This is a genomic window from Stenotrophomonas sp. YJH_SMC_17 (assembly GCF_059371655.1).
Genome location: NZ_JCAFUU010000002.1, coordinates 834,332 through 847,095, shown reverse-complemented (window position 1 = coordinate 847,095; position 12,764 = coordinate 834,332). Strand labels below are relative to the sequence as shown.

15 protein-coding genes are annotated in these 12,764 nt (G+C 66.3%); 11 read left to right on the top strand and 4 right to left on the bottom strand.

The features are described 5' to 3' along the window. Nucleotides 1-8: 8 nt before the first annotated feature. Entirely contained in the window at nt 9-266 is a 258-nt protein-coding gene (locus tag AC5P8Z_RS08950) for a hypothetical protein (protein ID WP_005410128.1), read from the bottom strand. A 130-nt stretch (nt 267-396) separates the two neighbouring features. On the opposite strand from AC5P8Z_RS08950, the gene AC5P8Z_RS08945 reads away from it, so the two are divergent. The 6 genes from AC5P8Z_RS08945 to AC5P8Z_RS08920 all read left to right on the top strand — a co-directional run bounded on the left by AC5P8Z_RS08945 (nt 397) and on the right by AC5P8Z_RS08920 (nt 5,400). Then, nucleotides 397-816 (top strand): phosphohydrolase, encoded by a 420-nt coding sequence (locus AC5P8Z_RS08945; RefSeq protein ID WP_286068903.1) that lies wholly within the window; start codon nt 397-399, stop codon nt 814-816. A gap of 127 nt (nt 817-943) precedes the next feature. Next, the gene (locus AC5P8Z_RS08940) at nt 944-2,155 is read left to right on the top strand and encodes an MFS transporter (RefSeq protein WP_495228822.1); all 1,212 of its coding nucleotides are present in this window, start codon (nt 944-946) and stop codon (nt 2,153-2,155) included. A gap of 152 nt (nt 2,156-2,307) precedes the next feature. Further along, nucleotides 2,308-2,784 carry a hypothetical protein gene (locus AC5P8Z_RS08935; protein ID WP_295568745.1) on the top strand — a complete coding sequence of 159 codons (477 nt, stop codon included), beginning with the start codon at nt 2,308-2,310 and terminating at the stop codon, nt 2,782-2,784. Nucleotides 2,785-2,887: 103 nt separating this feature from the next. Next, the gene (locus AC5P8Z_RS08930; RefSeq protein WP_495228821.1) at nt 2,888-3,154 is read left to right on the top strand and encodes a hypothetical protein; all 267 of its coding nucleotides are present in this window, start codon (nt 2,888-2,890) and stop codon (nt 3,152-3,154) included. A 177-nt stretch (nt 3,155-3,331) separates the two neighbouring features. After that, nucleotides 3,332-3,610 (top strand): hypothetical protein, encoded by a 279-nt coding sequence (locus AC5P8Z_RS08925; RefSeq protein ID WP_495228819.1) that lies wholly within the window; start codon nt 3,332-3,334, stop codon nt 3,608-3,610. A gap of 86 nt (nt 3,611-3,696) precedes the next feature. Next, the gene (locus tag AC5P8Z_RS08920; RefSeq protein ID WP_345783120.1) at nt 3,697-5,400 is read left to right on the top strand and encodes an ATP-binding protein; all 1,704 of its coding nucleotides are present in this window, start codon (nt 3,697-3,699) and stop codon (nt 5,398-5,400) included. 8 nt (nt 5,401-5,408) lie between these two features. On the opposite strand, the gene AC5P8Z_RS08915 is transcribed toward AC5P8Z_RS08920, so the two are convergent. After that, nucleotides 5,409-6,932 (bottom strand): FAD-dependent monooxygenase, encoded by a 1,524-nt coding sequence (locus tag AC5P8Z_RS08915; RefSeq protein WP_495228818.1) that lies wholly within the window; start codon nt 6,930-6,932, stop codon nt 5,409-5,411. Nucleotides 6,933-7,017: 85 nt separating this feature from the next. On the opposite strand from AC5P8Z_RS08915, the gene AC5P8Z_RS08910 reads away from it, so the two are divergent. The 4 genes from AC5P8Z_RS08910 to AC5P8Z_RS08895 all read left to right on the top strand — a co-directional run bounded on the left by AC5P8Z_RS08910 (nt 7,018) and on the right by AC5P8Z_RS08895 (nt 11,112). After that, complete coding sequence (locus AC5P8Z_RS08910) at nt 7,018-7,662, top strand: TetR/AcrR family transcriptional regulator (RefSeq protein WP_495228816.1); 645 nt, start codon at nt 7,018-7,020, stop codon at nt 7,660-7,662. 73 nt (nt 7,663-7,735) lie between these two features. After that, the gene (locus AC5P8Z_RS08905) at nt 7,736-9,877 is read left to right on the top strand and encodes a TonB-dependent siderophore receptor (protein WP_495228815.1); all 2,142 of its coding nucleotides are present in this window, start codon (nt 7,736-7,738) and stop codon (nt 9,875-9,877) included. 201 nt (nt 9,878-10,078) lie between these two features. Beyond that, a complete protein-coding gene (locus AC5P8Z_RS08900) occupies nt 10,079-10,645 on the top strand; it encodes a UDP-N-acetylglucosamine acyltransferase (RefSeq protein WP_286068917.1) in 567 nt (188 codons plus the stop codon). Next, nucleotides 10,642-11,112, top strand: coding sequence for an outer membrane lipoprotein (locus tag AC5P8Z_RS08895; protein ID WP_286068919.1), 471 nt, complete (start codon nt 10,642-10,644; stop codon nt 11,110-11,112). The genes AC5P8Z_RS08900 and AC5P8Z_RS08895 overlap by 4 nt, the downstream gene beginning before the upstream one ends. Nucleotides 11,113-11,146: 34 nt before the next feature. On the opposite strand, the gene AC5P8Z_RS08890 is transcribed toward AC5P8Z_RS08895, so the two are convergent. Continuing rightward, entirely contained in the window at nt 11,147-11,272 is a 126-nt protein-coding gene (locus AC5P8Z_RS08890) for an XVIPCD domain-containing protein (protein ID WP_495228935.1), read from the bottom strand. A gap of 35 nt (nt 11,273-11,307) precedes the next feature. Further along, the gene (locus AC5P8Z_RS08885; RefSeq protein ID WP_286068920.1) at nt 11,308-11,655 is read right to left on the bottom strand and encodes a winged helix-turn-helix transcriptional regulator; all 348 of its coding nucleotides are present in this window, start codon (nt 11,653-11,655) and stop codon (nt 11,308-11,310) included. A gap of 102 nt (nt 11,656-11,757) precedes the next feature. On the opposite strand from AC5P8Z_RS08885, the gene acuI reads away from it, so the two are divergent. Further along, nucleotides 11,758-12,747 (top strand): acrylyl-CoA reductase (NADPH), encoded by a 990-nt coding sequence (gene acuI, locus AC5P8Z_RS08880; RefSeq protein WP_495228813.1) that lies wholly within the window; start codon nt 11,758-11,760, stop codon nt 12,745-12,747. The last annotated feature ends 17 nt before the right edge of the window (nt 12,748-12,764 follow it).

Below are 12,764 nucleotides of genomic sequence, written 5' to 3'. Positions count from 1 at the left end.
GCGACGGCCTAGCGGCGGCGCCAGCGCGACGCCTTCTTCCGCAGGTTGTTTTCGTTCTCCAGCCCGGGCTCTTCGCCCTCTTCACGCACCCGCTGCAACAGCAGTTGGCGCGCTTCGGCCAGTGATACCAGGTCGGTCAGACGATCCCCATCGTCGGCGACGACCGCATGGCCGACCACATCGCCCGGAGCGTACACCGGCTCGTAGGACACTGCTACCAGCTGATAGCGGCCGCGGGTTTCCAGCACATGCCTGAATTCCTGCATCGCATTCCTCCTTGTCGGGTCAACACTGCGCCCCCTGCCCCGCCATCATGCCCGTCGCAGTGTCATCGGCGTATGCACAACCGCTGCGGTTTCTGCGCGAAACTGTCTGCGGACATCCAAGGAGACTGCAATGGACTGGGTAGCACTTGCACGCACACTGGCCACCGAGGCCCACACGGGCCAGATGGACAAGGCCGGCCAGCCTTACATCTGCCATGTGGCGCGGGTGGCGGCCGCAGTGCGCGGCGACGATGACGCCGAAGTGGTGGCCTGGCTGCATGACGTAGCCGAAGACTGCCCGGCGTTTGCCGCCCGGATCGAGGCATTTCCCGCACCGCTGCGCGAGGCGGTGCAACTGCTCAACCGCGACGCGGCCCCCGACGCGGACAGCTACTACGCGCGCATTGCCGCCCACCCGCTGGCACTGAAAGTGAAGCAGGCCGATCTGAATGACAACGCCGATCCGCAGCGCCTGGCAATGCTCGACGCGGCGACGGCCGGGCGCCTGCGCGGCAAGTATGCGCACGCCCGGGCCGCGCTGGGCATCTGATCGCGCAGCACGGTGACGGGGTGGGCGAACATGCCACCGATCAAACGCTGATTTACCCTGACTGCGGCTGCCCTTGCTGCGATGCAGCAGTACAATGGCCGGCTCCCCGCCCCCATCGCGCCCCCGCATGAGCCCCAACTCTTCCCTGGCTGCGCGGCTGACGCCCCGTCAGCGCACCCTGATCATCCTCGCCCTGTCACTGGGCGGCTTTGCCATCGGCACCAGCGAGTTCGCCAGCATGGGCCTGATGCTGGAGATCAGCCGTGGCCTGTCGATCTCCGAGACCCAGGTCGGCCACCTGATCAGCGCCTATGCCATCGGCGTGGTCGTCGGTGCGCCCATCCTCGCCTTCGTCGGCGCCAGCTTCCCGCGCCGCAAGCTGCTGCTGGCGCTGATGGGCTTCTACGCCATCGGCAACCTCGCCAGTGCACTGGCACCGAACTACGGCACGATGCTGGTGGCGCGCTTTGTGGCCGGCCTGCCGCACGGCGCTTACTTCGGGGTGGCAATGCTGGTGGCGGCGGCGATCAGCCCGGCCGGCCAGCGTGGCCAGGCGATGTCGCGCGTGCTGCTGGGCCTGTCGATCGCGATCCTGATCGGCAACCCACTGACCACCTGGCTGGGCCAGCAGCTGAGCTGGCGCACCGCCTTTGCCCTGGTCAGCGTGCTGGCCATCGCCACCGTGGGGATGATCGCGCGCTTCCTGCTGCCAGACCCGGACGAAGTGCGTACCTCGCCGATGCGCGAACTGCGTGCCTTCAATACCACTCAGGTGTGGCTGGCGCTGGCGATCGGCGCGGTTGGCTTCGCCGGCATGTTCTGCGTGTTCACCTACCTGGCGCCGACCCTGGTGCAGGTCACGGGCGTGGCTGAATCTTGGATGCCACTGGCAGTGGGCGTGTTCGGCATCGGCGCGATCATCGGCAACATCGCCGGTGGCTGGCTGGTCGACAGGTTCCACTTCAAGGCCGCCGCCGTGGTGCTGCTCTGGTCCATCGTGATGCTGCTGCTGTATCCGCTGGCCGCGCAGTCAGCGTGGACGATCGGCCCGGTGATCATCACCGTCGGCACCATGGGTGCGCTGGCCGCGGTGCTGCAGACCCGCCTGATGGACGTGGCCGGCGAGGCGCAGACGCTGGCCGCCGCCTCCAACCATGCCGCCTTCAATACCGCCAATGCGCTCGGTCCGTGGCTGGGCGGCATGGCGATCAGCGCTGGCTTCAGCCCCGCCAGCACCGGCTACGTCGGGGCCGCCACCGCCATTGGCGGCCTGCTGTTGTGGGGCGTGGCGGTGATGCTGGACAGGAAGCGCAACGCCGCCGTCGCCGGCAGCCGCTGATCACCGCGACGGGGCGTCAGCCGCTGTCGGTACGGCGGCGGCGTCCCGGGCGGATACCGTGCGGGCGGGCTTCTCATCACTGGAGCGATGCTCCACCATCTGCATGGCCGGCGGCAGTCCGTCGCCGGTCGCAGCATGCAGAAGGACTCGACGTGGCAGCAGGACCGAACAGAAACCGCGAGAAGCTGCTCGATGACCTGCTCTCGCTGGGCCGTAACTGGGCGCTGGCCATCGCCATCGCCGGTGCCGGTGCCGCGGTCCATTACAGCGAGTCGGTGTACGAAGCAGGCATCTGGCGCGGCCTGTTGCCGACGCTCTGCTTCCTCGTCGCGATCATCTGGATCGTGCTCAGCATCATCCGCTTCGACCTGACCATCCAGCAGCATTTCCAGCGGAAGCTGTCACGCTGGCTCAGCCGTCTGCTGTATCTCGTCCTGCTGGGCACCGGCGTCACTGCCGTGTTCTTCGTCACTGAGCTGGCGGCCAACAACCACATCGCGCGGATGTGCGACTCGGTGGCCAACGAACCGGCCAGCCGCATCCACCGATCCGCCGAATGCCAGCGGTTGTACCAGCATCGGGCGGCCTACCGGCAGCGGCTGGAATCGGCCGAGGGCGAGTTCGACTGAGGCCTGCACCGGCTGCGCCACGCGCACGCGAAAAACACATGACGTGGATATGCGGTCGGGCACAGTACCTGCGCCGCCCTTCCACTCAACGAGCCCGGCCGACATGTACTCCCCCGCCCCTGCGCGCCACGATGCCATTGCCCTGCAGGCGGGCATGCTCGGCAGCGTGCTGGGCGTGGCGCTGTTCAAGGCGATCGCGCTGTCGGCGCTGGCAAGTGGATCACTGATGGCCATCGGGCTGTGGCTGCTGGCCTGCGCGCTGCTGGGTGCCTGGGCACTGGCCGCCTACCTGGCCTGCCTTGCACTGAGTCGGCGCGTATTCGTGTTGATGCTGGCGCTTTGCATGATCCTGGCGATCTGCGTCGCCTGATCGCCACATGGGCCGGGCTATCGCGCAATTGTTACGAGATAACAAGTGTGCTGGGGCGGATTGCCTGTCTGAGCGGCGGGAAAAGGCATCACTGAAACCCACGCTCCTGATTGCTGCGTCTGTCTTGATCACGCCCATGCATCCAGCTGACTGCTCCGTCACGGCCGACCCGCAACGATGCGCTTTCCTTATCCTCTAGAGACTCAAATGCCGGAACCCTGCCACCCTGTCATCCGCGCCTTCGATGCCGTGTTCGATCTGTCAGGCAGCGTGCAGCGCATCACCGCGCTTACTGTTACCTGCATGCATTGCTCGTCGACCAGCTCGGCCAGCGAACACAATCTGGTACAACTGCCGGGTGGAGCACTGTTCCGCTGCGATGGGTGCGGCTGCCACCAACCGGTCAGCCATGCCCGGCTGTCGGACTGGCAACCGGCATCGTTGCTGGGCATATGAGGCCGCTGCCCCTCGTGCCGCGGGTGTGCAGGGCTCCATGACACCCGCTCGGCTATGCTGCGCCCCCTCCTGTACCCATGGCGGCCATGCAACCTTTTCCCCTGCCTGTCTCTGCACCCGACCAGCTCGCCTACCGACTGCTGCAGGACAGTGACTGGGCCCGCTCGGCCACGGCCACCAGCGCGCCCTCCGAGCTTCGCACCTTGCTGGCCATGATCCTGGATTCGCCCGAACCCCTGTGGCTTGCCTGGGGCACCGAAGACAAGGCGTTCTTCTTCAATGATGCCTACCTGCCGATGCTGGGGGGAAAGCTGCACGGCGCGATGGGCAACCGTCTGGAAGATGTCTGGGCCGACGTGTGGCCGGACGTGGTGCATGCCGTCAACGACGCGTTTGCCGGCATCAGCCGGAGTTTCAAGAATCTGCCCTTGATGATGGATCGCGACGGAGTGCTGCGTGAAACATTCTGGACCTTCTCCTATTCGCCGCTGCGCGTCGGCTGCGGCAGCGTCGCCGGTATCCTGTGCGTGGTCAGCGAGCAGACCGAACGGGTGATCGAGCGGGACCGACACAGCCGCCAGGTGGCGGCGATCACCGAGCAGGCACGGGAGGCTCACCTGGAACTGGTGCGCGCCCGCGAGCAGCTGCGCCAGTCGCAGAAGCTGGAGGCGATCGGCCAGCTCACCGGCGGGGTGGCCCACGACTTCAACAATCTGCTGCAGGTCATCACCGGTTCGGTCGACATGCTCCTGCACACCTGGCCGACGGACGACAACCGGCGCCGGTACATCCAGGCCATTTCAACAGCGTCGGACCGCGCCACCAAGCTGACCGCGCAGCTGCTAGCGTTCTCCCGTCGCCAGAGCCTGTCGCCGGAGGTCTTCGATCTCTGCGAGAGCGTGCATGCGCTTTCGGACATCATCACCACGGTACTGGGTGCGCGCATCCAGGTCTCGTTGACCTTGCCCGGCACGCCGTTGCCGGTGCTGCTGGATCGGACGCAGCTGGACACTGCACTGATCAACATCGCAGTCAATGCCCGCGATGCGATCGAGGGACAGGGCAAGGTCACCATCGAGGTGGAGCGGGTAACCGCAGTGCCTTCAGTGCGCTTCGCCGCGCCGATGAAGGGCGATTTTGCCGCGATCAGCGTGACCGATACCGGCGCGGGAATCGACCCTGCCGTGGTCGACCGCATTTTCGAGCCCTTTTTCACCACCAAAAGCGTCGGCGCCGGGACTGGACTCGGTCTCAGCCAGGTGTTCGGCTTCGTCAAACAGTCAGAAGGCGAGGTGGACGTACAGAGCCGGGCCGGGACGGGTACCCGCTTTACGCTGTACCTGCCGCTGGCGCAGGAAAAAGGAACAATTGAGCGGCCAGCGATGCAACCGGGTCTGCAGCATGGTCACGGCGTCTGCGTGCTGGTTGTGGAAGACAACGTCGACGTGGCCGAGTTTGCCGTCGGAGCCCTGCGCGAGTTGGATTACAGCGTGGTACTTGCGCGCAATGCCGACGAGGCCCTGAAGGAGCTGGAACATGATGCCGGCCGTTTCCATGTCGTGTTCAGCGACGTCGTGATGCCAGGCATGAACGGCCTGGATCTGGCCCGCACCATCCGCAGTCGCCTGCCTGAGCTTCCCGTGATCCTCACCAGCGGCTACAGCGAGTTGCTGGCCCGGGATCCTGGCCATGGTTTCACGCTGCTGCGCAAGCCTTACTCACTGAAGCAGCTGGCCTCGGTGATGAGCGAAGCCGGGCGCCGCCCGCAGGCCGAGGTAGCAGCCCGCTAGCGGGCCGGTCACCGCCGCACACCGAACCATCGCTCCAGCGAGGACTCCAGCCCCGATGCGTCGCCGCCCGCATCGCAGGCCCAGGCAACGATACCGTCAGGGCGCACCAGCACGGCGCCCAGTCCCAGGGCGCCGCGCGCCGCGGACATCACGCAGGGAAACGACCGGGACACGTGATCAATGATCGGGCCGAGCGAAACACCGCTATCGAGTCCCAGCAGGAGGCCCTTCCCCGCACGCAGCAGCTCTCCCATGCGACGTCCATCGGCCAGACGGACGTCAAGCACGCTTCGGCCAACCCACGGATGATCGCCATCGAACAGCGCTGGTTGTGCTACGCCCCACAATCGTTCGGCGAGATAGGTGGCGCCGTCGCGGGTCGCGGCCAGATCGGCGACCACCGCCGCCAGCGCGCGCGAGCCGGGGCCCGGACGCATCAGCGCCACCTGGGCGCGCGACCAGTCCAGCACCCTGGCGCCGATCGGATGGCGCTCAGCCTGATAGCTGTCCAGCAGTGAATCAGCGGCCTGGCCTCGCACCACTGCGGCCAATTTCCAACCCAGGTTCATGGCATCGCCGATGCCGAGGTTCAGGCCCTGCCCTCCCAGCGGCGAATGCATGTGCGCGGCGTCTCCGGCCAACAGCACGCGGCCGCTGCGATAGGCCGTTGCCTGGCGCGCGGCATCCGTCCATGTCGTGGCCAGATGCAATGCGGTGATCGTTGCCTCGCGACCTGACACCCGCCGCAGCAGGGCCTGGGCGGTGCGCAGGTCCAGTGGCGTGCGATGACCTGCACCGCCATCGAAATCGGCCAGCGCCAGCGTGCCCGGCGGATTGAAATTGCACATGCCATGTTCGGTGAACTGACGCCCCGGAGTGAGCACCGTCGGGTCCGCCAGCTCCACTTGCAGCGTGTGTCCCGTGAACTCCGGCGGGCTGCCTGCGAACACGAAGCCCGACTGCTTGCGCACCGTGCTTCGGGCGCCATCGCAACCGACCAACCAGCGTCCATGAACCGGTGCACCCGATGTCTCAATGGCCATCCCTGCTTCATCCGGGGATACAGCCAGCACTGCACAGCCACGCACGATGCGGACACCCAGGGCGATCGCACGTTCGGCCAGGACCGCCTCCAGTGACTGCAACGCCACCGCCATCTGGTCAGGTACTGGCGTCGGCAGGCGGCGAGGCCAGCGCCCACTGTCCACGTCCTCCAAGGCGAACGGAATGCCGGCGAAGTGGCCGCCCAACGGCCGTGACTGTGCCAGCCAGTGCGCGGTGCCGGGCGGCGGCGGCCCTTTGTCGGGCCTCAGCACCTGCGTTGCGACCACCGCGTCCAGCAGGCCGCGTCGGTCCAGCGCCTCCAGGGTAGGCGCGTTCAAGCCACGCAGGCCGAACGGCAAGCGCTTCAAGGGCGAATCAGGGGACCCGGCCTGTTCCAGCACAAGCACCGAACATCCGGCCTGGGCCAGTTCGCAGGACAGGAACAGACCCACCGGGCCCGCCCCGGCAATGACAACGTCGTACTGCATGGGGGGGATTCCTCACGAGCGCCGGGCCGGCGCTCTGGCCAGTAGAAGGTTACACTCGGTGTACGTTTCCGCAAGTGAACCCCTCATGATCCCGCCGCCTGGCCGCCGCGAGCAGCGAAAAGCCGAGACCCGCCAAACGATTTCCGACGTTGCCACCGGGCTGATCGTCGCGCGCGGCTTCGAGGCCGTGTCCATAGCCGAGATCGCCGAGGCCGCCGGGGTCTCGCGCAAGACGGTGTTCAACTACTTCGCCAGCAAGGAAGACCTGGTCTTCGACCGTGACGAAGAAGCGCGCGCACTGCTGCGCGAGGGCATGGCGGCGCGGCGCGGAATGACCCCGCTCGCGGCGTTCCAGTCGCTGGTGCGCGAGCTGCTCGATTCCGGCCATCCGTTGTTGCGGATCAATCCTGGCGCCGCCGCGTTCTGGTCCACAGTGGCCGACAGCCCGGTACTGGTCGCGCATGCCCGGCGCCTGCAGGCGCAACTGACCGACGACCTGGCCCAGTGGATGGCGGAGGCGATTGGGCGACCCGCCGGCGACGCGGAAGCGCGTCTGGGCGCTGCCATGCTGGTGGCCTCGATGGTGGCCGCCTACGAAAAGGGCCTGGCCAGCCAGGCACTGGGCAAAGATCCCCGCGAGGCGATGGTGCAGATGATCGTGCGCGGCGCCACCGGAGTGCTGGTCGCCCTGGCTGGCACGCCCTACACAGACCCGGGTGCACATCCATAGCGCATTCGGGGGATAGGTCACGAAGCATTGCAAATGCTACTCTTTCTCATTTGCAATCACCGACACCTCCCCCATGCCTACCGTTCTGTTCCGCCAGCGCGCCCTGCACCTCGCACTGACCTTACCCTTGGCAACCCTCGCCCACGCCGCGGAATCACCCCCTGCAACCGCGACGGCGCTGGACAAGGTCGAGGTCCGCGGCCGGGCACAGACCCTCTACCGGGTGGACGATGCCGCCGTGGGCACGCGCACCGACACTCCACTGGCGCTGGTACCGCAATCGATCCAGGTGGTTCCGCGCGAGCTGATCGACGATCAGGCGGCACGCCAGGTCACCGACCTGTACCGCAGCATCAGTGGCATCAGCTTCTTCAGCTACGCCGGGGTCACCCTGCGCGGCTTCCGTCAGGAAAACGTGCTGTATGACGGCCTGCGTGGCGACCCGTACGCCGGCTTCTCGGTACCACAGCTGTTCAACATCGAACGGGTGGAGGTGCTGAAGGGCCCGGCGGGAGCGCTGTATGGCGGCGGAGACGCCGGCGGCGTCATCAACTACGTGACACGCAAGCCGAAGGCCACCGCCGAGCGCCGCATCGAAGTGCAGATGGGCAACGAGGGCTTCCGTGCCGGCTCGGTCGAGGGCACCGGCCCACTGAACGCCACCGGCAGCATCCGCTATCGCGCCGGGCTGTACGGGGATACCGAGCGGGGCCTGCGCTGGAACGCAGACAGCGAAAGCGTGATCGGCGATGCCTCGCTGGCCTTCGACGTGGGCCAGACCGGCGAGCTGGTGCTGCAGTTCACCGACATCACCCAGAACCTGGGCGGCAACCGCCTGCGCGGCGTGCCGGTGGACGATGCCGGCACCTTCATGACCAACCGCCGCTGGAACCACAACGAGGCCAGCGATTTCCTCGACATGCGCGCCAGGGTGGCGCTGGCGCAGTACCGCTTCGCCCCGCGGGACGATCTGGACGTGGAGGTCGCCGCACGCTGGTTCAGCAACAACGAGCACCAGATGTACCACGAGCCGATGGGCCTGATCGACCGCGACCGCGATGGCGTGGCCGAATGGATGACCCGGCAGCTGCGCAACCAGATCCGCGACAATGAGGCGTTCACCGCCAATGCCAATGCGGTGTGGCGGATCGACACCGGCCGCATCGGACACAAGGTGCTGTTCGGTGCCGACGTGTACCAGCTCGACGCCGACTTCACCGCGCAGACGGCAAACAGTGCCGACCTGGCACGCGGGGCGGGCCCGGTGCGCGGCATCGACCTGTTCAACCCGGTGTACGGCGCCAGCACCTGGCACGACTACAACCTGGGCGCCCTGCCCTGGCGCAGCACGTCCACCCGCAGCAAACGCTATGGCGGTTACCTGCAGGATGAGCTGGCGCTGGGCCCGCGCTGGCATGTGCTGGCCGGGCTGCGCTGGGATGGTTTCAAGGATGAGGATCGCATCGCCGGCAGCGGTGTCGATGGCAACGATCTCAGCTGGCGGCTGGGCAGCACGTTTACCGTGCGCGATGGACTGAACGTCTACGCCAACGTGGCCAGCGGCTTCGTGCCGCAGAGTGCGGCAAACCAGAACCCGGCCGCCGGTGGCCCGTTCGATGCCGAGCGCAGCAAGCAGTGGGAGGTCGGGCTGAAATCGCTGCTGGCCGAGCGCGTCAGCGTGACCATGGCGGCGTATCGCATCGATCGCAGCAACATCGTGCAGGCCACCGGCGCGGTGATCGGTGGCGTGAACCAGTTGGCCGCGCTGGGGCTGGTACGCAGCACCGGCATGGAATTGGACCTGCTGGCCGACGTCACCGAACGTTGGGTGGTGAACCTGACCTACGCCTACAACGATGCGCGGGTGAAGGACGCGGGCCCGGGCGGCATCACCAATGCCTCCGGCGACCGTTTTGCCAATGCACCACGCAACACGCTGGGCCTGTGGACACGTTACGACCTGCCGGCGATCCATTCGGCCATTGGCTTCGGCGCGGACCACGTCGGCGAACGCGTCAGCCTGGATGGGCAGGCGGTGAAGGCCTATACCGTGTTCGACATGAGCTGGAAGACCACGTGGAAGCAATGGCAGTTCCAGGCCAACGTCAAGAACCTGTTCGACAAGGTGTATGCGGCCAGTGGCTTCATCGCCCGGAACGGGCATTTCCCGGGCGAGCCACGACGGGTCTATGTGCAGGCCGCCTATGCCTTCTGAGTCGTCGCCCCTGCCCGCTGCCACGGGTTGGTCGAGGCATTGAATCGGGCGGCGCTGCATGCGCCCCCGATTCAGGTATGCTTTCGCGCGTTCAGCCACGCCAGCAGGCCACCGGTGGCAACGCATGCGGTGCAGCACGGACGTTGCGGACAAGCACAAGACGCACCATGGATGTTTCAACGTAATCACAGGGGAAAATGGATGAAGAAGTTCCTGTTCGCAGCGATCCTCGCTGCGTCGCTGGTGGGCTGCACCACCAATCCGCCGCTCAATTTCTCGGTGCCGAACGTCGGGGTCAGCAGCAAGAAGATCGACGGTGAACTGAAGTCGCTGACGGTCACGCTGGCACGCCCGGACGAGGCCAAGGGCAAGATTCCGGCGCAGGCCCAGCATGAAGTGCCGCAGATGTGGCAGAACGCGCTGACCGAAGCACTGAACAAGATGGCGGTGTTCCGCGACGATGCGCCGGTGAAGCTGAGCCTGTCGGTGAAGATCCTGGCCATCGACATTCCCAGCTTCGGGGCATCGATGACGACCAAGACGATCGCCCGCTATGAACTGATCGATCGCGCCACCGGTAGCATCGTCTACACCCAGGACGTGAGCGCTTCGGGCGAGGTGCCGTTCAACTATGCCTTTGCCGGTGTCATCCGCGCCCGCGAATCGATCAGCCGCTCGGCGCAGAACAACATCGCCCAGTTCCTGCAGGCGCTGGAGACCGTGGACATCACCCGGCCGATGTTCCCGAACAAGCAGGAAGCGCCGTGAAGGGCGTGCTGCTGACCGCTTCGGTGGCGGCAATGCTGATGGCCTGCGCACCCAACGTGCGCACGGACAGTTACTCCATCGGTTCAGTGGGACAGGTCAACCGTACGGTCAGCGGCACGGTCATCAGCGTTCGCGCGGTCAGTATCGACGGCTCGCAGGGAGGCGGTGCCGTTGCCGGCGCCGCCGCTGGCGGCGTGGCCGGCTCGACCATCGGTGGCAGCGACCAGGCTGCCGCCATCGGTGCCATCGGCGGCCTGGTGGTGGGCGCGATCGCCGGTGCAGCTTCCGAACGCGCACTTTCCCAGGCCAAGGGCCTCGAGTACGTGGTGCAGACGGAGAACGGCAACCTGATGACCGTCGTGCAGGGCCCCGATCCGGTGTTCAGCACCGGCATGCGGGTCCTGGTGCTGTATGGATCACCCTCGCGGATCATCGCCGATCCGCGTCAACCGAAAGCAGCTCCGTAGAACCCGTGATGCCCCTCCTGCGAGGGGCATCGCTCTATCCGCTACTGTCGGCCACGATCTGCTGCAGCGACTGAGCGACCGGGGTCTGCACCGCCACGTCGGTGGGCATCGAACCGCGCACGTGAGCGGGATCATTCATCGCGCCCGCCACCACGGGCACGTTGTGGCCGGCCGGGTGATCGGCGGTCCCGTCGCTCAGCAACCGCTGTCCGTGCTTCCATGGCCGCGATAGGTTTCACCCCACTCGCGCATGGCCAGCAGCACCGGCACCAGCGTGCGGCCGAATTCGGAAAGCTCGTACTCCACCTTGGGCGGCACCTCCGGATAGACATGGCGGATCACCACCCCGTCCGCCTCCAGTTCCCGCAGCTGGCTGGTGAGCATGGACTGGGTGGCGTTGGGCACCCGCCGCGTCAGTTCCATGAAACGTCGCTTGCGGCTCATCAGGTGAAAAAGAATGATCGGCTTCCACACACCGCCGATCACTGACAGCGTGACCTCCACCGCGCAACCGCTCTTGCCGTCCCAACGCCTGCTACGCATGCATACTCCGGAAAACCATAGTACCTACGGAAAATCATCGTTCTTGTTGCGATAGTGGTGCGAGCCTAGCATGGGGCCATCCACTGAACGTGAGGCCCCAACATGAGTTTCAAGGCGCTGCTGACCCGCAAGAGCGAGAACCGCGTTTCCACGGAACTGGTCGATTTCGACGAGGCCGACCTGATGGACGGCGACGTCCTGGTGCAGGTCGAGTACTCCACGCTCAACTACAAGGATGCGCTTGCGCTCACCGGCAAGAGTCCGATCATCCGGACATTCCCGCTCATCCCCGGAATCGATCTGGCAGGCGTGGTGCTGGAATCCAGCAGGGCCGCTTTCAAGCCAGGCGACCGCGTCGTGCTCAATGGCTGGGACCTGAGCATGAGCCACCACGGCGGCCTCGCCCAACGCGCCCGTGTACGCGGCGAATGGCTCAACCGGATTCCCGGCAGCCTGAGCACCCGCGACGCCATGGCCATCGGCACCGCGGGCTACACCGCCATGCTATGCGTGCTGGCCCTGGAACATGCCGGCGTGACGCCCGACAAAGGCGATGTGTTGGTGACCGGCGCCAACGGTGGCGTCGGCTCGATCGCGGTGGCAATCCTCTCGAAGCTGGGTTACCGCGTGGTGGCCGCTACCGGGCGCCCGGAGCATGCTGAGTATCTGCACAACCTGGGTGCGAGCGAAATCATCGACCGCGCGCAGCTTTCGGAACCGCGCAGCCGGCCCGTGAGCCCCGAACGCTGGGCCGGCGTGGTGGATGTGGCCGGCGGCCCTACCCTGGTCAACGCCATCGCCGAGACAAAGTATCGCGGTGCCGTGGCCGCGTGCGGCCTGGCGCAGAGCGACGCTCTGCACGGCTCGGTATTGCCCTTCATCCTGCGCAACGTGACCCTGGCCGGCGTGGATTCGGTGAATGCTCCACAAGAGGTTCGCCAGCGCGCTTGGGATCGGCTTGCGTCCGACCTGGATCCGCAAAAGCTGGAAAGCACCGTGCAGCAGATCGGCCTCGCTGAGGTGCTGGATGTCTATGAGCAGATCATCCCCGGCAAGGTGCGCGGCCGCATCGTCGTGGATGTGAACGCGTAAGCGGATCATCCGGATCA